At 49.1% G+C, this 20165-nt stretch carries 12 protein-coding genes; 4 read left to right on the forward strand and 8 right to left on the reverse strand.

The genetic code is table 11. The features are described from left to right. Positions 1 to 283: 283 nt before the first annotated feature. On the forward strand, positions 284 to 907 hold the full coding sequence (locus tag BUQ91_RS09995; RefSeq protein WP_074209149.1) for a formate/nitrite transporter family protein: 624 nt from the start codon (positions 284 to 286) through the stop codon (positions 905 to 907). Between the two features lie 51 nt (positions 908 to 958). Here the strand turns inward: BUQ91_RS09995 and BUQ91_RS10000 are convergent, their stop codons facing one another. After that, positions 959 to 1558, reverse strand: a complete 600-nt coding sequence (locus BUQ91_RS10000) for a superoxide dismutase (RefSeq protein WP_074209150.1) — start codon at positions 1556 to 1558, stop codon at positions 959 to 961. 445 nt (positions 1559 to 2003) lie between these two features. On the opposite strand from BUQ91_RS10000, the gene BUQ91_RS10005 reads away from it, so the two are divergent. After that, the gene (locus BUQ91_RS10005; RefSeq protein WP_074209151.1) at positions 2004 to 4124 is read left to right on the forward strand and encodes a glutamine synthetase III family protein; all 2121 of its coding nucleotides are present in this window, start codon (positions 2004 to 2006) and stop codon (positions 4122 to 4124) included. A gap of 202 nt (positions 4125 to 4326) precedes the next feature. On the opposite strand, the gene BUQ91_RS10010 is transcribed toward BUQ91_RS10005, so the two are convergent. The 5 genes from BUQ91_RS10010 to ileS form a co-directional block, all read right to left on the reverse strand. Beyond that, positions 4327 to 5847 (reverse strand): sigma 54-interacting transcriptional regulator, encoded by a 1521-nt coding sequence (locus tag BUQ91_RS10010; RefSeq protein WP_254842317.1) that lies wholly within the window; start codon positions 5845 to 5847, stop codon positions 4327 to 4329. A gap of 85 nt (positions 5848 to 5932) precedes the next feature. Further along, positions 5933 to 7141, reverse strand: coding sequence for an LL-diaminopimelate aminotransferase (locus tag BUQ91_RS10015; protein ID WP_074209153.1), 1209 nt, complete (start codon positions 7139 to 7141; stop codon positions 5933 to 5935). 62 nt (positions 7142 to 7203) lie between these two features. Continuing rightward, on the reverse strand, positions 7204 to 8064 hold the full coding sequence (dapF, locus tag BUQ91_RS10020) for a diaminopimelate epimerase (protein ID WP_074209154.1): 861 nt from the start codon (positions 8062 to 8064) through the stop codon (positions 7204 to 7206). Between the two features lie 258 nt (positions 8065 to 8322). After that, on the reverse strand, positions 8323 to 8850 hold the full coding sequence (locus tag BUQ91_RS10025) for a hypothetical protein (protein WP_074209155.1): 528 nt from the start codon (positions 8848 to 8850) through the stop codon (positions 8323 to 8325). A gap of 114 nt (positions 8851 to 8964) precedes the next feature. Further along, positions 8965 to 12150 (reverse strand): isoleucine--tRNA ligase, encoded by a 3186-nt coding sequence (gene ileS / locus BUQ91_RS10030; RefSeq protein ID WP_074209156.1) that lies wholly within the window; start codon positions 12148 to 12150, stop codon positions 8965 to 8967. A 365-nt stretch (positions 12151 to 12515) separates the two neighbouring features. Here ileS and BUQ91_RS10035 point away from each other — a divergent pair, with 365 nt between their 5' ends. After that, complete coding sequence (locus BUQ91_RS10035; RefSeq protein WP_072827755.1) at positions 12516 to 13910, forward strand: sugar porter family MFS transporter; 1395 nt, start codon at positions 12516 to 12518, stop codon at positions 13908 to 13910. A 166-nt stretch (positions 13911 to 14076) separates the two neighbouring features. Continuing rightward, entirely contained in the window at positions 14077 to 15339 is a 1263-nt protein-coding gene (locus tag BUQ91_RS10040) for a polysaccharide deacetylase family protein (protein WP_074209157.1), read from the forward strand. 115 nt (positions 15340 to 15454) lie between these two features. On the opposite strand, the gene BUQ91_RS10045 is transcribed toward BUQ91_RS10040, so the two are convergent. Both BUQ91_RS10045 and BUQ91_RS10050 read right to left on the reverse strand, forming a co-directional pair. Further along, complete coding sequence (locus BUQ91_RS10045; RefSeq protein WP_074209158.1) at positions 15455 to 17632, reverse strand: glycosyl hydrolase family 8; 2178 nt, start codon at positions 17630 to 17632, stop codon at positions 15455 to 15457. A gap of 140 nt (positions 17633 to 17772) precedes the next feature. After that, complete coding sequence (locus BUQ91_RS10050; protein ID WP_074209159.1) at positions 17773 to 20040, reverse strand: response regulator; 2268 nt, start codon at positions 20038 to 20040, stop codon at positions 17773 to 17775. Positions 20041 to 20165 lie beyond the last annotated feature (125 nt).

Raw genomic sequence — 20165 nt, forward strand, 5'->3', positions numbered from 1 at the left:
CATTCGAGTTTTACAATTAGTGTAATTATTGATAGATTTCAAGCTCCAAACAGCCCCGCCGAACACCTACACGACGTAGGCCTCTGTACAAATCCTTGCATTGGCATTATTTTTGCAACGCCTTACGACAATTTTCACCTTTTTTCAAATTGGCATCCTTGCGGATGCATTTAGTCCCACCTTTTACTAAATTTGCATCCTCACGGATGCATTTAATACGGCTCGGTCATGTCAAAGCACAAATGCTTTGACGCGACTCTCACCTTTAATTAAATTTGGCGCCATGATTAATTTTATCAAATCCGTCTATTCCGGCCTTTGCATCGGCCTCGGCGGTACAGCATTTCTCTCTTGTGACAATAAAATTTTGGGATCGTTCCTTTTCGGTCTTGGACTTTTCACCATCCTGAATTTCGGATTCAACCTTTTTACGGGCAAAGTCGGATACTTTGTCAACAAGAGACCCAACTACTGGGGATTCCTCGTCATCGTCTGGCTCGGCAACTTCGTCGGAACATTCCTGTTTGCAAAAATGATGGCCGCGACCCGCTACGGCGAGGCACTCCAAGCCAAAGCAAACGCACTTTGCATTATTAAAGATAGTGACAGTCCCTTAAGCCTTGTAGTGCTCGGCATCTTTTGCGGCATGCTCATGTTCATCGCGGCCGACGGTTACAAGACCATCGAAAATCAGGTCGGAAAAGTCTTCACCGTGTTCCTCCCCGTCATGGTCTTCATCTTGAGCGGATTCGAACACTGCATTGCAGACATGTTCTATTTCTCGCTCGCGAGCGACTTCTCTTTGACAATGTTCAAAGCGCTTTTCGCCATCACAATCGGTAACACAATTGGCGGCGGGCTCATCCCGCTTATGCAAAAGCTGAAAGACAAAGCCCCGAACATTTAAATGCATAAAACGGCCGGGACATCCCGGCCGATTTTGTAATCAGTTTAAACGTTATCCAAGACGCGCGTTCACAACGTCCCAATTTACAATGCTCCACAGAGACTTCAAGTAATCCGGACGGCGATTGCGATAATCTATATAATAGGCATGTTCCCACACGTCAAACGTTAAAAGCGGCGTGAGCCCCTTGGTAATCGGGTTTTGCGCGTTACCTTCTTGCGTGATTACGAGCTTACCCGAAGCATCGGCAGAAAGCCAAACCCAACCGGAGCCAAAAAGCCCAGCACCCTTCGCCTGGAATTCTTCCTGGAATTTTTCGAAGGAACCAAAATCACGGGCAATCGCATCGGCAATTTTTCCCGTCGGAACATTCCCTTCCTTGGGGGCCGCAAACTGCAAGAAATACATGGCGTGATTCAGAATCTGGCCAGCGTTATTGAAAACGCCCCCATCAGCAGTCTTTACAATTTCTTCTAAAGACTTGCCCTCGAACGCACTTCCCGGAAGGGCTGCATTCAAGTTATTCACGTAAGTTTGCAAATGCTTGCCATAATGAAACTCAATCGTTTCGGCGCTCAAGACCGGAGCCAAATCAGTTGCAGCATACGGAAGAGACGGCATTTCAAATTTACCGTTGATGGGTTGAGTCATAGAAAACCTCGCTTTTTTTTTCGAGCCGACACCGGCGTAATCTTTTTGTAATATATATAAGATTTTGGAGAATGGAGAAAATCACCCCTAAAGGTTACCAAATAAATGATAAAATTCTAAGGAATAACAAAGCTACACAAAATGTAAAACGACTTTTTTCTCTACTCTTTCGTCATTTTTGCTAAATTCGCCCTCATAATTGACAATATTTGCGTAGCAAACTTATCGAATCAAGACAGGGATAACCTTCCACAAATACGTTATTTACATATTTTGTAATTTCACCTATAATTTTTCATAATCTGTAATTTTCAAAACACGAAATAAAAGCTCATCAAATTTTCATTTTTCGTTTTCGTGCAAATTTCGCGGTTTTACAGGCAAATTTCCGAATTGGCACACTTTTCGCTTATAAGGCTGCGAAAAAAAACTTAAGGAGATTGCCATGAGCAACGAATACAGATTAAAAGCTATCAAGGAAATCGCAAGTGAAAACGCAACGGGCGTAATGCCGGCAGCACCTGCAAACATCGACTTTTACGGCGAAGACGTTTTCAACGCCGAAGCGATGCGCACCTACCTTCCGAAAGACATTTGCAAAAAGCTCTTCGCTACTATTGATGGTGGCGCACCGCTCGACCCGAGCATCGCTGGCGAAGTTGCACACGCTATGAAAAAGTGGGCCATCGATCGCGGTGCCACTCACTTCACTCACTGGTTCCAGCCTCTTACTGGTTCTACTGCAGAAAAACACGACTCCTTCCTTGAACCCGAAGATGGCAAAGCCATCCTCGCGTTCAGCGGCAAGAACTTGATTGTTGGCGAACCGGACGCATCTTCCTTCCCGAGCGGCGGCCTTCGCTCTACGTTTGAAGCTCGTGGTTACACCGCTTGGGACCCGACTTCCCCGGCTTTCATCAAGCGTCACGGCAACGGCGCAACCCTTTGCATCCCGACTGCATTCTGTAGCTATACTGGTGAAGCACTCGACAAGAAGACTCCGCTCCTCCGCTCCATCCAAGCTTTGCAGAAATCCGCCGACCGCCTCATGGGCCTCTTCGGTGTCGCTCCGCAGAAGGTCACCGTCACGCTCGGTGCCGAACAGGAATACTTCCTCGTCGACAAGCGCTTCTATCTCCAGCGCCCGGACCTCTACCAGGCTGGCCGCACCTTGTTCGGTGCCGCTCCGGCTAAGCACCAGCAGATGGAAGACCACTACTTCGGTAGCATTCCGTCCCGCATTTTGAACTTTATGAACGATGTGGAAAAGGAACTCTGGAAGCTCGGCATTCCGGCAAAGACCCGCCACAACGAAGTCGCTCCGGCTCAGTTCGAACTCGCTCCGATGTTCGAAGAAGTGAACCTCGCTTGCGACCACAACATGCAGATTATGGAAGTCCTCCGTCAGGTTGCTGACCGCCACGGACTCGTCTGCCTCCTCCACGAAAAGCCGTTTGCAGGCATCAACGGTTCTGGTAAGCACAACAACTGGTCTGTGAACTATGGTAAGACCAACCTCTTGAACCCGGGTAAGGACCCGCACCAGAACGCCATCTTCCTCACCACGCTCTGCGCTGTGATTTACGCCGTCGATACTCACGCTGACCTGCTCCGTATGGCTGTTGCAAGCGCTGGTAACGACCACCGCCTTGGCGCAAACGAAGCTCCTCCGGCAATCATCTCCATGTACCTCGGTGACCAGCTTGCTGACGTCGTCGACCAGCTCGAAAAGGGCGATCCGAAGTCCAGCAAGCAGGCTGGCGCTCTTAAGCTCGGTTCCGACACTCTCCCGCCGCTCCCGCGCGACGCCACGGACCGCAACCGTACTTCTCCGTTCGCCTTCACTGGCAACAAGTTCGAATTCCGTGCACCGGGTTCTAGCCAGAGCTGCTCTGAACCGAACGTCATCCTCAACACGATCGTTGCCGAAGCATTCGACATCATCGCAGACAAGCTCGCCAACGTTCCTGCAGAAAAGTTCCACGAAGAACTCCAGAACCTCTTGCAGAAGATTGTCAAGGAACACAAGCGCGTTATCTTCAACGGCAACGGTTACACGGACGAATGGGTCGAAGAAGCTGCAAAGCGCGGCCTCCCGAACACCCGCACCACCATGGAAGCCCTCCAGGCACTCAACAAGAAAGAAAACGTCGCCCTCTTCGAAAAGTACGGCGTGTTCAACAAGCGCGAACTCGATTCCCGCTACGAAGTCAACATGGAAGACTACCACAAGAAGATTCACATCGAAGGCGAAATCGCTCGCGACATGGCGAAGGACATCATTCTCCCGCAGGCCATCGAAGCTTACTCCGCTGCTCTCAAGGCAAACGAAATGGCTCTGAACCAGGGCTTCCCGGCTCTCGATTCTTACGCCAAGCCGCTTGGCGAAGGTATCAAGAAGCTCCTCGCTGCAATCGAAGTGATGGAAAAGGCCCTCGCCGGGAAGCACGAAGATATCTTGAACGGTATGCTCGACCTCCGCTTGATCGTGGACTCTCTCGAAAAGATCGTCCCGGACGAAAAGTGGCCGCTTCCGAAGTACCGCGAGATGTTGTTCATTTACTAATTCATCTACTAATTAATTTCGAACCTCATAAATGCAGTCCGTCGGTCAAAAGCCGACGGATTTTTTGTGTAGCCAACGAAAAACCCGCAACCCCATCACCGCACGAATTAATCACCACCCCACCAACCATTCAACACATAAAAAAAAGCCGTGCATCGCGAAATGCACAGCCTTATAGTCAACAGAGTTTTTGAATTTTTTATTAGCGCCCAGATTTAATCCCGAGCTTATTCATGCGGTAATTCATCATACGCGGAGAAACGCCCAAATCGCGCCCAGCTGCCGAGATATTACCATCATTACGCTTGATTGCTTCAGTAATGATTTCACGTTCATAATTTTCCATCATCACTTCAAGCGGTGCAATCTTATCGTTCGGAGCACCAATCGTACCGACGCTCAAACTTGTCTGCAGTGAAGGCGGCAAGTTATAGCTATGGACACAATCATCGGTAGCCGTAAGCACAGCACGTTCAATGCAGTTTTCAAGTTCACGAACGTTGCCCGGCCAATGATAGCTCATAAGCAAATTGATTGCCGTTGTCGAAAGGCGCTGTACCTTCTTGCCGTAACGCAGATTCATCTTTTCAATAAAGTGTTCTGCAAGCAAAATAATATCAGATTTGCGCTTCGCCAAATCAGGCATCGTGATCGGGAAAATGTTCAAACGGTAGAAAAGGTCTTCGCGGAACTTGCCCTGAGAGATAAGCTCTTCAAGATTACGGCTCGTTGCCGCCAAGAAGCGCACATCAGAATGGAGTTCTTCATTGCTACCGACACGGCTAAAAGTACGTTCCTGCAAAAAGCGCAACAACTTGACCTGAGTTTGCATGGTCAAATCGCCAATTTCATCGAGGAACAGTGTTCCCCCATCTGCAGCTTCAGCACGGCCAATACGGCGATTCAATGCTCCCGTAAACGCGCCCTTTTCATGTCCGAAAAGTTCGCTCTCGACAAGATTTTCCGGGAGCGCAGCGCAGTTGAGCGTAATAAACGGTTTGTCCTTTCGACCTGACAAGTTCACGATAGCGCGGGCAATCATTTCCTTACCCGTACCGCTACCGCCTCGAATCAACACCGTTGCATCACTCGGAGCCACCTGACGCACTTGTTCGTACACCTGGCGCATTTCACGGCAATTACCCACAAGTTCGCCGGGATTGTTCGAAAGCATATCGCGCAACTTGCGGTTTTCTTCGAGCATCGCCTCACGTTCGCCGTGAAGTTCAATACATTCGTTTGCAGCATCGCCCGTAATATTTGCAATAATTTCGAGCAACGCCACATCGCGATCCAAGTCGGTCGAACCATCTACCGGACGGTCAATCGAAAGCGTTCCGATAACATGTCCATCATGAATCAGCGGCACACAGATAAACGCCACCTGAGATTCGTAATGGCGGCTCCCCGTACGGTTCAAGAATCTGGAATCCTTGCGTAAGTCCGGAATTACATGGCTCAAGCCGCGTTCTGCGACATGTCCCGTAATACCTTCACCCATTCGATAAGAGCCACGCTGTTTTTCAGATTCATCAAGTCCGCGCGAAGCCTCAATTTTCAGGGTATCGCCAAAGAGCAGCGCAAACGTACCGCGCAGCATTCCAAGTTCAGATTCCAAAATGCCAAGCACATTCTCGAGCAACTTTTCAACATCACGCTCGTGAATAATCGCAACGCTAATCTTTTGGATTACCGAAATTTCTGGACCTATAGAAGTGGGCATGGTCATAAGATAGTAATTCGTATTTGCGCCTTCAGCGCGGTTACTAGTTAATAGTTATCAGTTACAAGAATTTTTAAGACCTATTTTACAACCGTTCTCTGATTCTTCTCAGCGCTTCGCAGGTGCGTTCGTAATCGCCAAAAGCAGTCAAGCGGAAGTAACCTTCGCCACACGGGCCAAAGCCACTTCCCGGCGTACCCACGACTTCGCAAGTAGCAAGCAGGCGGTCAAAGAAGTCGAACGATTTTTCACCATCTGGAATCTTCCACCAAATGTACGGAGCATGCTCACCGCCGAACACCGTGTAGCCGGCCGCAGTCAATTCCTGACGAATCACGCCAGCCGTGCGCATATAACCGGCAATCACTTCCTTCGTCTGTTGCCAACCCACCGGAGAATAAATCGCTTCAGCAGCACGCTGAGTCACATAGCTCACACCATTGAACTTGGTGCACTGGCGACGATTCCACATCGCATGGAGCTTCGAAAGTTCGTGCGGAATGACCGTATAAGCGCAACGCACGCCCGTAAAGCCTGCCGTCTTGCTGAAGCTACGGAATTCAATCGCGCAAGTACGAGCACCCGGAATTTCAAAAATCGAATGCGGGAGCGTTTCGTCCTGAATGTAGCAGTTGTAGGCGCCATCAAACAAAATCAGCGCTCCGTTTTCGTTTGCGTAGTTGACAAACTTCTGGAGCGTTTCGCGAGTGAGCACCGTACCCGTCGGGTTGTTCGGGCTGCAAAGGTAAATCAACTGCACCGGATTTTTCGGCAAGTCCGGCTGGAAATTGTTTTCGGCCGTCGAAGCAAGGTAAGTTACTTCCGAGAAATGACCATCTGCCTGAAGAACACCCGTACGTCCAGCCATCACATTCGAGTCCAAATAAACCGGGTAAACAGGATCAGGAATTGCAATCTTTACATTTTCTGAAAAAAGTTCCTGAATGTTCGCCACATCGCACTTGGAACCATCGCTCACAAAAATATCGTTCGGGTCCATCTCGATGCCGCGAGCCGTGTATTCGCCACGAACAATTGCCTCGCGCACAAAATCATAACCCTGTTCCGGACCATAACCGCGGAAAGTACCCTTCACCGCCATTTCGTCAACAGCGGCATGCATGGCCTTGATGACCTCGGGAATAAGCGGAGTCGTCACATCGCCAATGCCAAGACGGATGATATCCGCATTTGCATGCGAGCCCTGATATTCCTTGATTTTCTGGGCAATGGTCGAGAAGAGGTAGCTGCCAGGAAGGCGATCGTAGTAGGAGTTAATGTAAGATTCGTTCATAATTTGTTTGTTTTTTTTAAAGTTTCACGTCATTGCGAGCCAAAGGCGAAGCAATCCAGTTTTTAATCAATTGTCCCTTTAAAAACTTCTTCCGCAGGGCCAGTCATCAGCACAGGTCCATCTTCTTCGTGCTTGATGTGCAAAACGCCACCATCAAGAACAACATCAGCCTCGACGCCCACGCGGCCCGTGCGCTGGGCCGCAACGAGGGTGGCGCAGCTGCCAGTACCACAAGCCATCGTAACTCCGCACCCTCGTTCCCAAACCCGCATGCGGATTTGCGTGGGCGAAATCACTTGTGCAAATTCAATATTGCAACGGTCAGGGAACTGCTTATCGACTTCGAGAATACTTCCCCATTTTTCAAGTTGAATCTTTTCGATATCATCAACAAAAATGACCGCGTGCGGATTTCCCATAGAAACCGTCTCCGCGGTAAAATCATAACAGTCTGCCGTAAGCTTAATGGAGTCAAGGAACGCCCTCGGATGCCCCATGTCAACACACACGCGGCCATCGTCCAAAAGCGTCGGGCGAACAAGACCGCTCTTCGTGTGCAAATTGAAAACCTTCGTGTCTTCGGACTTTGCAAGACCGCGACTACGGATAAACTTCGCAACACAACGCGTGGCGTTCCCGCACATCGCCGCTTCCGAGCCATCGGCATTGAAAATACGCATTTCAAAATCGACGCCGTTTGCAACAGCCTTTGACGCAGGACCCGCACCACCGACACCATTAAGCACGAGGCACCCCTCGCCATCCATAGGAGTCACAAGGACCACACCATCGGCACCAATGCCAAAACGGCGGTCGCAAAGTTTAATGATACGCTGTTCAAATCCGCTGCCAAAATCCAGCGACTCACCCGGTTCCAGGAGAACGAAATCGTTACCTAACCCGGTCCATTTTGAAAAATTCATAAGCACAACCCATTGAAGGCGGTTAATTTATCGCCCCCAATATGCAAAGACCGTGCCAATTTTACAGAAATTGTTAAAAATGGCAATTTTACGCTAAAATCGGCATTTTTAAAGAATTTCAATGATTTTACAGAGACAATATTATTTACAAAATCTGTAAAATAGCATAAGACTATTTACATTTTATGTAAAATACATGAACAAGAAAGTGTAATACAAAAACGAATAGGATCTTAGGAACAATTCCCAAATTATACACTAAGGGTCAAATATTCCAATTTTCGGAATGGAACACGAAAACAGGAAACTCACATAAGGATTCTTTTTTTCGAAAAAATAACCAACTTCAATATTCAATATAAGCATCAAGTCCAAACGAACGGCTGCACCATAGTCGAATCCCGACGAAGAAAACCACCCCACCTGCGGGCCAACAGCAATGCCGAACAGGGAGTGCAAATACTCAATATTTGGATACAGCAAAACACCATGTTCATGGTCCTTGAAATCATATACATATCTAGTACGAACAAACCACACTAGCGCATCATCCGGCGCCCACATACCCTTTACATTCTCAGGGCGTTTCTGTACATAGATGAAGCTTGCCATAGACCACCATTCCACCCCAGCCACGAACATGCTTCCACCACCAATTTCAAAGCCAAGAGGTCTCGGTAAATAGTCCACTTTTTTCTCAGGCGGAGGCACAGCACCATCTTCTGCCATGGATACACCCGGCAAGAGCAAAGCAAAAAGAAGAACGAGAGTACGAATAAACTTCATTATGTTATGAATATAAAAAACTCTGGAATTTTAGATTCCAGAGATAAATGTTTTCAGGCCTGGATCCTTCGCCCCTTCGGGGCTCAGGATGACAATTGCGCGAATCTAGCCTTATTACGCCTTCACCGTCGTGAAGCTAAATGCTTCTCCATCAGCATCATTGGCTTCGAGACCATCAGCAGATGCAGCCCAGGCAATCTTCACAGCTTGAGTCTCCCCTGCAATATAAGCTTCATTCTCCGCAACGGCCTGCTTGAAGACGTCACTTGCAGAGAACAGCGTCACTTCGATCTTGTCGGTGATGGCGTAGTTCTGGTCCTTACGGCGGTTCTGGATGCGGTTCACGAGTTCGCGGGCCACGCAAGCACGGCGAAGTTCGTCCGTAATCTTGAGGTCCAGAGCCACGGTGAAGTGCTGGTTGGCTTCCACTGCCATGCCATCGGCCACGATGCGGTTGAGCATCAAGCAGTCAGCACCAACTTCACCAAATTCGAACTTAATCGTTTCGCCAGCCTGGAGAGCCTTGATTTCATCAACCGAGAGGCTGTTGAGCTTAGCGGAAATCACCTTCATGTTCTTTGCATAATCCGGCCCCTTTGCCTTAATAGCGAGGAAGTTCGGCTTAGCAGAAAGCTTCACGAGCTTGGTTTCGTCTTCGAGGAACTTCATTTCACGAACGTTGAGTTCTTCGAGAATCAAGTCCTTCATGGTCTCGGCGACATTCTTTTCTTCGGTGCCGTGAGCAACCACCGTCATGCTGGCAATCGGCATACGGTTCTTTACGTTGTTCGTTGCACGAATCACGCGGCCCATTTCGACCATGCCACGCACCATGGCGATGCGTTCCACGAGTTTTTCGTCCATCAGGGACTTGTCTGCACTCGGGAATTCGCAGAGGTGCACGCTCACCGGAGCATTGGCATCCACTTCGCGAACGAGAATCTGGTAGATTTCTTCGGCGAGGAGCGGGAGGAACGGAGCGAGAATCTTGGAGAAATCAACAAGCACCTTGTACATGGTAGCGTAGGCGGCGTTCTTGTCGCCATCGTTTTCGCTCTTCCAGAAACGGCGACGGCTGCGGCGCACGTACCAGTTCGTGAGGTCATCCACCGCGGCAATCACGGCGGGCACCACGTTGTACAGGCGGTAAGCCTTCATTTCCACTTCGACCTTGGCTGCGAGATCCTGCAGCGTTGCAAGCATCCAGCGGTCAAGTTCATTGTCGCTCTTGACTTCTTGACCCGGCTTCCACGTGAGCTGGCCCTTGGCGGCGTCGGCGTTGTGGTTAGAGACAAAGAATGCCACAGCGTTCCAAAGCGGCAACATCACCTGCTTCACGATGCCCTTCACGCCTTCTTCACTGAAGCGGAGGTCTTCAGCCTTCAAAGCGGCGGAGTTGATCATGAACAAGCGAATGGCGTCAGCACCTGTGCGTTCGATGAGGTCGTTCGGGTCCGGGTAGTTGCGCTTGGACTTACTCATCTTGGAACCGTCTTCGGCCAAGATAATACCGTTCACAATAACGTTCTTGAATGCCGGCTTCTGGAACAAGGCGTTAGAAAGCACGGTCAAGGTGTAGAACCAACCACGAGTCTGGTCGAGGCCTTCGGCAATGAAGTCTGCCGGGAAGCTGCGTTCCACGAGTTCCTTGTTTTCAAACGGGTAATGGCGGCTGGCATACGGCATGGAACCGGATTCGAACCAGCAGTCGAAAACTTCCGGCGTACGGCGGTAAACCTTGCCGTTCTTTTCAATCGTGAGCTTATCGACAAAGTGCTTGTGCAGGTCGTCGAGTTTCACGCCGGTGAGCTGCTGCAGTTCTTCGATAGAGCCCACGGCAATCATGTCGCCGTCGTCGCTGAGCCACACCGGAATCGGCGTACCCCAGAAACGGTTACGGGAAAGGTTCCAGTCGCGGGCGCCTTCGAGCCACTTGCCGAAGCGTCCGTTCTTGATGTGGTCCGGCACCCAGTTCACGGTCTGGTTGTTTTCGACCATCCATTCCTTCAGAGTCTTGGTCACGCCGTCCTTGCTCGTCACAGGCGCATCAATCTTGAGGAACCAAGTCTTGAGGGCGCGGTAAATCAGAGGAACGCCGGTACGCCAGCAGTGCGGGTAGCTGTGGACAATCACGTCCTGCTTGAACACGCGACCCTGTTCCTTGAAGTAGCGGATAATTTCCTTGTCGGCTTCCTTCGCACCGAGGCCCTTCCACATCGGGACCTTGTCGGTAAACTTGCCTTCAGTATCCAGCGGGTCGAAAAGGCCGAGGTCGAGTTCTGCACCCTTCTGGAAGTCTTCTTCACCGAAGGAAGGAGCGGTATGCACGGCGCCGGTACCGTCTTCGGTACTCACGTAGTCGGCAGGGTAAATCTTGTAGTGGCGGGACAGCTGGTCCGGCGTCACGAATGCATCGGAAATGCGGGAAAGCGGTTCATAGTCCTTGCCCACGAGTTCAGAGCCCTTGCAGGTATCCACAATGTTCGGGTTCTTGAAGTAAGCGGCGGTACGGCTTGCGGCAATCCAGTACTTCTTGCCATCCTGTTCCACAAGGTTGTAGTCCATGTCCGGGCCCACAACAATGCAGAAGTTGGAATAAAGTGTCCACGGAGTCGTCGTCCACACGAGGATGCTCGTGTCCTTGAACTTGGCTTCATCCGTGTTGAGCGGGAAAATGAGCGTCAGAGACGGGTCCTGACGGTCCTTATAGCCCTGGTTCGTTTCGAAGTTCGAAAGCGGAGTAGCGAGAGCTGGGCTGTACGGCTGGATGCGGTAGCCCTGGTAGATGAGGCCCTTGTCGAAGCACTGCTTGAACACCCACCACACAGATTCCATGAAGTTCTTGTCCATGGTCTTGTAGCCCTTGTCGAAGTCGACCCAGCGGCCCATGCGGCGAACGGTTTTCTTCCATTCGCTGGTGTACTTGAGCACCTTGCCGCGGCAGGTTTCGTTGAACTTGTCGACACCGAGTTTCTGGATTTCAGCAACGCCAGCGAGACCGAGTTCGTTCTGCACGAGAGATTCAATCGGAAGACCGTGGCAGTCCCAACCGAAACCACGCGGAACCTTCTTGCCCTTCATGGTCCAGTAACGCGGAACGATGTCCTTGATGGTACCGGCAAGCAAGTGACCGTAGTGCGGAAGGCCCGTTGCAAACGGAGGGCCATCGTAGAAAGTGTACGGTTCAGTTTCCGGACGGGAGTCCAGCGACTTCTTGAACGATTCATCCTTATCCCACAAGCCGAGCACGCGCTCTTCAATCTGCGGGAAGGTTTCTTCTTTCTTTACTTCACGAAACATGGTTTACCTCAAGCCCCGCAACACAGCGCTGCGGGCATTAAATTTTCGGGCGTAAAGATAGAAAATGGCTAAAGTCACGGCAATGCGCCCTCCCCGCCAAAGCAGCCAAAAACAGTCTCCGTCCCCCTCCCCATATTCCTAAATAAATTCACAAAATCTGCAAAAAGCGCGCACACTGTAAGAAAATTATATATATCTATTTATAGATAGGACGGGAGCAACAACACTCGACTTTCGACTTATGTAAGAAAAACGTTAGTCCTTTTTGGACTATCAAGATTTATTGTAAATCTTGAATTTACAATTCCTTGATATCTATATTAGCGGCTAATCCATTTGACAAAATCAAAAACAGAGGTACGAAAATGGCAGTAGAAGACAACTATAACGTTGGACACGTCATCATGATAACCCTTTCCGCCGCCATCGGAGGGTTCCTATTCGGTTTTGACTCGTCCGTGATTAACGGTGCAAACGTAGCGCTTAAGGGCTATTTCAATTGTAACGACATGCAGCTTGGTCTTGCGGTTTCTCTCGCTCTAATAGGTGCAGCTGCAGGTGCTTACTTCGCAGGCCGACTGGCCGATAAATTTGGACGTGTGCGTTGCATGCTTGCAGCCGCCGTCCTTTTCTTTATCAGTGCAATCGGTTCCGGTCTCCCGTTCACCATCTACGACTTCATCGCCTGGCGCGTGATTGGCGGTATCGGTATCGGCGTGGCATCCATTATCGCCCCGATTTACATTGCCGAAACTTCACCGGCGCACTTGCGTGGGCGACTAGGTTCCATGCAGCAGTTCGCTATCGTTATCGGTATCTTCGTGGCGCTGCTTTCGAACTACATCATCGTCCGCATTTCGGGTTCAGCAAGCAACTTGATTATGGGCATTGAATCCTGGAAGGTGATGTTCTGGGTCGAAGCTATCCCGGCTTTCCTCTACGGTGTCGCCGCCTGGCAGCTCCCGGAATCCCCGCGTTTCCTCGTGAGCAAGGGCCGCATGGAAGAAGCTCAGAAAGTGCTTTCGATGATTGCATCCGTCGGCATCAAGGAAAAGGCTCAGGAAATTGAAGACTCCTTCAAGACTCACAAGCCAGCCAAGCTTTCTGACCTCCTCGAAACGGTCGCTGGCAAAAAGCGCGTCGCTCCGATTGTCTGGGCTGGTCTCAGTATCGCCATTCTCCAGCAGCTCGTGGGTATTAACGTGATCTTCTACTATGGTTCCATGCTTTGGCAGAGTGTCGGTTTCGGTGAAAGCGATGCATTCCTTACGAGCGTGATTTCCAGTGCCATCAACTTGACCATGACTATCGCTGCTATTCTCCTTATCGATAAGATTGGTCGTAAGCCGCTTTTGCTCATCGGTTCTGCTGGCATGACCGTTACGCTTGGCATTCTCGCGTGCTGCTTCCTCTTCGGTTCCGACGCTAGCGGTAACCTCACAGGCAATAGTGGTATTTTCGCCCTCCTCGCCGCAAACTTCTACGTGGCATTCTTTGCCGCAACATGGGGTCCGGTGATGTGGGTGATGCTCGGCGAAATGTTCAACAACCGCATTCGTGCCGTGGCAATCGCAATATGCGGCCTTGCCCAGTGGGGTGCAAACTTCCTGGTCAGCTGGTCTTTCCCGGTTCTCGTCGGCAAGGACGGTATCGGAATCGGCCCGACCTACTTGATTTACACGACCTTCGCAGCAATAAGCTTTGTGTTAGTCGCCAAGCTGGTGAATGAAACCAAGGGCAAAAAGCTCGAAGCGATGTAATATCAAATATTGATTTATATCAAAGGTCCCGGAAATTTCCGGGGCTTTTTTACTTGAAATCGTCAAAATTTGTGAATTTAAGGGGAAAAGCCATACAACTTGTAGTATTGCCAAGCAGACCTTTTTTTGAGAAAAAAGGTAATTTTTTTTTAGGTGGGGTAATATCATGTATTGCAAAACAAAAAACAAGTCCTCGAAAATCGCTTTAGCATGCGTTTTCGCCTTTGGGCTCATAGGTTATTGTACTGCAGCCCCTGTCAAAACTGTACCCTGGAACGGCCATGTTGGTGCCGTAAGTTTTACTTTCGACGACGCTCTCGAAACCCAAGTTCTTAACTTGAAACCTTTGCTAGATGCAATGCCGGATGTCCATGTGACATTCTTTTTAACAGCATTCCAGGACCGCCTAAACGAAAATGCAGCCGGGTTTGCGGCCCTTGCTATCGCAGGCCATGAAATTGGAAACCACACCATATCGCACTGGCATTTACCCCAAGAAACAGACGAAGAACTTGAAGAAGATGTCGTGAAATTCGCAGACACTATCGAAGCGACGCTTGCAAAACACGGTGCCGATGTTCAAGTCATATCGTTTGCTACCCCGTTTTGCGAAAACGACGACCATGTCAAAACCATTATCGAAAAGCGGCATTTAATTAACCGCGATTGCACCTATGACGGAGCCCGAACAAAATGGAACGAAGAACCTGACTGGATGAGCATGCCGGCCAAGATATGGTCCCGTTCAGGCGCCACCGTGAACGAAATGCTAAACGCGCTGGATACAGCGGCATTCATTGGCAACTACGCAAACGCCAACCCGCTAGACCCCCAGATAACCGAAGGCACATGGCTCATTGTTTTACAGCACGACGTTTCTGAAAGGTTAATCGACAATTACGCCATCAACCCTGATGACATCAAGGCTCTTTTTGAGCGTGCCGTCAGGAATAAACTTTGGGTAGCACCAATCGGAACTGTAGGCGCCTACCAGCGCGCACACTTTGTTTTTGATAACGCTTTGATGACAAAAACAGATGACGGCTACAGCGTAAAATGGAAAATTCCAAACGAACGCATGCCCAAAAGCGTACCGCTCCGCGTACGGATAGATACGACGCGAGTCAGCAGCAAAACAATCATCGAGCAAGACGGAAAAGTTCTCACCCCCGAAAGCGATGGTTCCTACATTATCGAGTTCATGTCCAAAAGCCTCATATTGAAAAATACAGGAGAAGTTTCAATACCTAAGGCAATAAAGGCAACGCAAAACAAGCAAGCATACAAGTATACGCTATTTGATATAAAAGGACATAAACTTGAGAAGATAAACGATTTTGCAGTTCCAGAAAGATATCCGAAAGGCGTTTATTTCATTCGAGCAGAAGCAAACGGAATGCCGACAATCACGAGGAAAGTTGCTAGATAAAGCAATCGACATTTGCGCAAAGCACACAGACTTCTAGAGACAAAGCGACAAAAACAAAAAGCCGAGGCGAACGCCTCGGCTTTTTGCAATTTCGTTTTCGAACTTCGTTCGTGAATTACTTCACGTTGACGCGGTTCATTTCGGAACCAACGCGAACGATGTAGGAACCAGCGCTCGGAACGTTAACGGTGAGGTTGCTGTTCATGAGCATGCCACCGGCAATAGCCTTGCCCTGCATGTTGTAGACCATGAACACGTTACCAGCCTTAGCACCGTTGATTTCAAGTTTCATGCCATTTGCACGAACGCTGAAGCTCGGAGCAAAGGAAACCTTGTAGAGGCTAACAGGCTTGATTTCGATGCCAGTGAGCTTGACCGGATCAACAGCGGTCTTGCTTGCGTCGAGGAATTCGACAGCGCTGATGGTGAGTTCACCGAGGCCGCCCTTAGCGTCCTTGACTTCCCACTTGAGGCCCTTGATGCAGGTGAGGATTTCGCCGCCTTCCGGAGCGTTGTTCTTGCTAACCCAGTCAAGGATATTGATTTCCTTGCCATCACCCAAACCCTTGAAGCCGTATTCATACGGAGTCATGTCATAGGTCACAGCCTTGAATTCTTCGGAGTTGTCAACATAGATACCCGGTTCAGAACCTGCACCTGCGTTTTCAACTTTCTTCTTTTCGTTTTCGTCGGTGATGGTGTTGAGGATAGCCATGCGGATCGGACCAGAAGTCTTAGCCGTCACGCGGATGTACTGGATGCCGAGAGTCTTGAAGTTGACACCGCAGGAACCATCGTTCTTGCATTCGTCCTTCTTGAAGGAAACTGCAATACCAGCAGACGGATACTTGAGCGTGCCAGCCTTAGCAGCTGCTTCAGTCCATTCCGGTTCCGGACCGATTTCCATAGAAGCGCGAGCAACGATAGAACCATCATCAAGTCTGTAGAGCGGAGATGCGCCAGAATCCGGGACCATCTTGGTGCCGATACCGAGCTTGTCGTGGTATGCACCCCAGTTCCAGAGACCAGAGACAGCAACAGTCGTATCACCGAATGTCAAGTGTTCACCTTCGCCTTCGCTGATGGACGGAGCCTTAGACGGGTCCGGTGTGAACGGAGTGAAACCAGTGGTATTGTAGAGGTTCGGCATGTTACCCGTCACGAGGAGGAGGTAGAGCATGTTCAAAGTAGCCGGATAGTACTTTTCACCAGCAACAGAGCCTTCACCGCAACCCTGAGCGGTAGCGCAGCTTGTCTTTTCCTTGAGAACCTTGTAAACCGTACCGAGGTAGGTTTCAGCTTCCTTGCTGTCGATAGAAGACGTTGCAAGGCCGAGACCACCGGAGAAGGTAGAAGAAACGAAGCGACGGATATCGCTGTTATCAATATGATAAGCACCACCTTCGTACTTATAACCGGAGTTCACGCCACTAGCAGTGCGGGTTTCCGGGATAAGCCAGCTAACAACTTTCTTGTTGAATGCCTGAGCCTTGGTATCGCCGTACCAGTAATAAGCCCAAGCCATACGCCACGGCGTACGAGCAGCGTCATCGTAGAAACCGATATCGTTAGAAACGGCTGCAGATGTCAAAATCGGCTTGTGGGAGTTCCAGTCGCACCAGTCCGGCACAAGACCAGTCTTGGAATCCTGGCAAGCGTTCAAGTCAGTATAAGCCTGAGAGATAACACTAGACCAAGAACCGCCAGCAACGTCCTGGAAAAGCTGGAAGTTGGCAGTCGTTGCATAGCTCGGGTTGAAACCGTCATTCCACTGGTTACCCGGCTTAATCTTGCCGCCATTGATGTCGTTGGAAGCAATCCAAGAAATGAGGGACTTGCCTGCAGAGAGGTAAGAAGCATCATTCCACTGCTTGGAAGCCATCACGAGAGCGAGAGCAGCGTCAAAGTCAGCGTCAGATGCCGTACCGGAACCGCCATTGCAGCCGATACGCCAGTTCATGCCACCGCCACCAGCGCTATTGCTTGTCCATGTGTTGTAAAGTTTCTTGAAAACATCCTGATCGTCCATGTAGACGGAAATCAACATACCGTATGCAATAGCTTCAGAAACGGTAGAGCAAGTTCCTTCCGGAGCAAAAACCCAGCCCTGGGAAGCATCGTACCAGGCCTTCTTCCATGTCTGGTAGTGAGTCTTGATCATATCCGTATCGGCATATTCAATAATCTTGCCGTGCGGATACTTCATGTTCTGCGGGAACGGGAACTGTCCAGCAGTAGCCGTTACTGCAGCGAATGCAGCAAGGCCAAACATAGCTTTAACCAAAGTCTTCATATGAATTCCTTTTAAAAAAAGATTTCACCCATCCAACCTAAAAGATAGTTTGATACTATATAAAAAATCAACCCTTCTTTTGTAAAAGGATTGACATAATGCGTAAAATCACACGAAAAGTGTTCTTAAAACGTTCCTGTTCAGCGAGTTACGTTAACTTTTCTTTGCATTACTCTGTTCATCGTCTCTAGGACTTTCGCCACCACGAACGGTTTTGGCAAATGATCATCCATTCCGGCATCGAGAGACTTTTGGCGGTCTTCATCAAACGCATTTGCCGAAAGTGCAATAATTGGAATTTTTGCTTGCGGGTAAATCTTTCGGATGGCCTTCGTCGCCTCGTAGCCATCCATGACTGGCATCTGGACGTCCATCAGAATGCAATCGTAAAAATCCGGAGAATGTTCACGGACACGTGTCACGGCCTCGAGGCCATTTTCGGCGATATCCACACTCATTTCGGCATCTAGCAAAAAGTCCTGCGCAACTTCCCTATTGAATTCGTTATCTTCAACAAGCAAAACATGCTTGCCTTTCAAAAATTTACCTTCGTCGAGCGTATTCATTTCGCCATGGTCCAAGGCAACGTCGCTTTCTGTCGCTATCTTGAACTGGATACGCACATGAACAGTCGTCCCAAGCCCAATTTCGCTTTGGATATCAATTTCTGCACCGATCATATCGGCAAGGCGCTTTACAATGGACATTCCAAGCCCAGTTCCCTGCAAGCGGCTTTGCGTTGAATTTTGCTCGCGAGCGAATTCTTCGAAAATGTGTTCCAAAAACGCCTTGGACATGCCAAGCCCATTGTCGCTAATTTCAAAGTCAAATACAGTATAGCCATCTACTTGGCAGGGCAATTCTTCTACCGTAAAGACAACGCGGCCCCCATAAGTCGTAAACTTTTCGGCATTCGATATAATATTATACAGAATCTGGCGAAGGCAGTTCACATTCGCCATGACGAACTTATTCTTGACTTCCGAAAAGTCCCAAATAAACGAAAGATTCTTTTGACTCATCATGGGAACAAAACTTTCGCAAAGTTCCGTCATGCACGACGGCAAATTCATCATCCGTTCTTTCAGCATCAGCTGCCCGGACTCGATTTTCGCCATGTTTAGCACTTCTTCGATCAATTGGAGCAAGTAACCGCCCGATATGCGGATTTTCTTGAGCGCATCCTGAACATCTTCAGTATTTGTGATATGGCGTTCTGCACGATCGGCATAGCCTATAATTGCATTCATCGGCGTTCGGATATCGTGGCTCATGTTGAGAAGGAACTTCGATTTGGCCTCTTTGGCCTCGGCGGCAAAAGCATTCGCCTCGCGCAATTTATAATCCAATTCATTTTGGCGATATTTCAACTTGCGCCTAAAACCAAGCCATACGAGCGATGCAATCAAAGCCAATCCCAAAATTCCAAAGACTAAACCAAAAACAGCCACAATGCGGGAATGAGCATGCAACAATTCACCCGAATAGTTCGGCATTCGAAATCCCGCATACTTTACCACCTTTGCACGGACAACCTTAGGGGATAACGACAACACTCCCTTTGTCAAAATGGAAGCGAGTTCACGCGGAGCGCTCCTCGGCACAGCAATGCTCATTCCTTGTAACAAACTATCATAGCCGGCAAGCACTTGATCGTGCAAGTACTCCGGAGTAAACACCCACGCATCATCGTCACCAGTTATACCATAGCGGCCATCAAGCACAACCAAAGGTTTCTTTGTATCGTAGGTCATGACAAATTCATACTTCAAGCCATTGTGAAGTGCAATTTCGGCAAATATGTCGAGCAAAATACCTTTCGGCATGCCGTCATCGATAAACGCATACGGGAACACCGCATTGCGGACTGTCACTTTAAGCATGCGGTCGTTACCGCGAAACTCCTGCAAAAAAGCGCGTTCCCGTTCCGAAAGTACTGACAAATCCAAAGTTTCATCGCCAAAGTACTTGCTATTCATCTGGCTTTTCCAGTTCGGTTCTATCAAATTCATTTGCTGAATTGCATAATTGATTTCATTCAGCAACGTCGAATCTGATTTGCGAACGGCAATGCAATCGGAGCTGGGGCCAATAGGCAACGAGAACGCGAATAGGGATTCCAATTCCTTAGACTTGTTTACCGGTAGGACAATATCGACAGCACCGCTTTCGAGCCTTTTCAGCATTTCGTCACGAGACTTGCGGCCATAGGTAAAATCAAAATTCAAATTTGCATAGCGGGACATGCGGCGGAAAAGTTCATAGCCATAGCCATTTTTTTCTCCATTTTCCGAAATTTCATAGTAGCCGGAACTAGCATAAAACCCCACATTAATTTTTTGTGGTGCAGCAAAGGCTATTCCCCCCAGCAACAATAAAATCGGCAAAATGAAGATTTTTGCACGCATAAGCAAACATCCTGTCCAACAATCTTACATTTATATTACAGAATATATACAATTTTTATAAAAACGGCAATATTGAACATTTAAGCACAATATTACCGCCATTCGAGCGTACAATTATTTCAACG

It is taken from the genome of Fibrobacter sp. UWB11, assembly GCF_900143015.1.
Classification (GTDB): Bacteria; Fibrobacterota; Fibrobacteria; order Fibrobacterales; family Fibrobacteraceae; genus Fibrobacter.

Coding starts and splice junctions, on each gene's coding strand:
- BUQ91_RS09995 (WP_074209149.1), top strand. CDS start 284: ATGATTAATTTTATCAAATCCGTCTATTCCGGCCTTTGCATCGGCCTC.
- BUQ91_RS10000 (WP_074209150.1), bottom strand. CDS start 1,558: ATGACTCAACCCATCAACGGTAAATTTGAAATGCCGTCTCTTCCGTAT.
- BUQ91_RS10005 (WP_074209151.1), top strand. CDS start 2,004: ATGAGCAACGAATACAGATTAAAAGCTATCAAGGAAATCGCAAGTGAA.
- BUQ91_RS10010 (WP_254842317.1), bottom strand. CDS start 5,847: ATGCCCACTTCTATAGGTCCAGAAATTTCGGTAATCCAAAAGATTAGC.
- BUQ91_RS10015 (WP_074209153.1), bottom strand. CDS start 7,141: ATGAACGAATCTTACATTAACTCCTACTACGATCGCCTTCCTGGCAGC.
- dapF (WP_074209154.1), bottom strand. CDS start 8,064: ATGAATTTTTCAAAATGGACCGGGTTAGGTAACGATTTCGTTCTCCTG.
- BUQ91_RS10025 (WP_074209155.1), bottom strand. CDS start 8,850: ATGAAGTTTATTCGTACTCTCGTTCTTCTTTTTGCTTTGCTCTTGCCG.
- ileS (WP_074209156.1), bottom strand. CDS start 12,150: ATGTTTCGTGAAGTAAAGAAAGAAGAAACCTTCCCGCAGATTGAAGAG.
- BUQ91_RS10035 (WP_072827755.1), top strand. CDS start 12,516: ATGGCAGTAGAAGACAACTATAACGTTGGACACGTCATCATGATAACC.
- BUQ91_RS10040 (WP_074209157.1), top strand. CDS start 14,077: ATGTATTGCAAAACAAAAAACAAGTCCTCGAAAATCGCTTTAGCATGC.
- BUQ91_RS10045 (WP_074209158.1), bottom strand. CDS start 17,632: ATGAAGACTTTGGTTAAAGCTATGTTTGGCCTTGCTGCATTCGCTGCA.
- BUQ91_RS10050 (WP_074209159.1), bottom strand. CDS start 20,040: ATGCGTGCAAAAATCTTCATTTTGCCGATTTTATTGTTGCTGGGGGGA.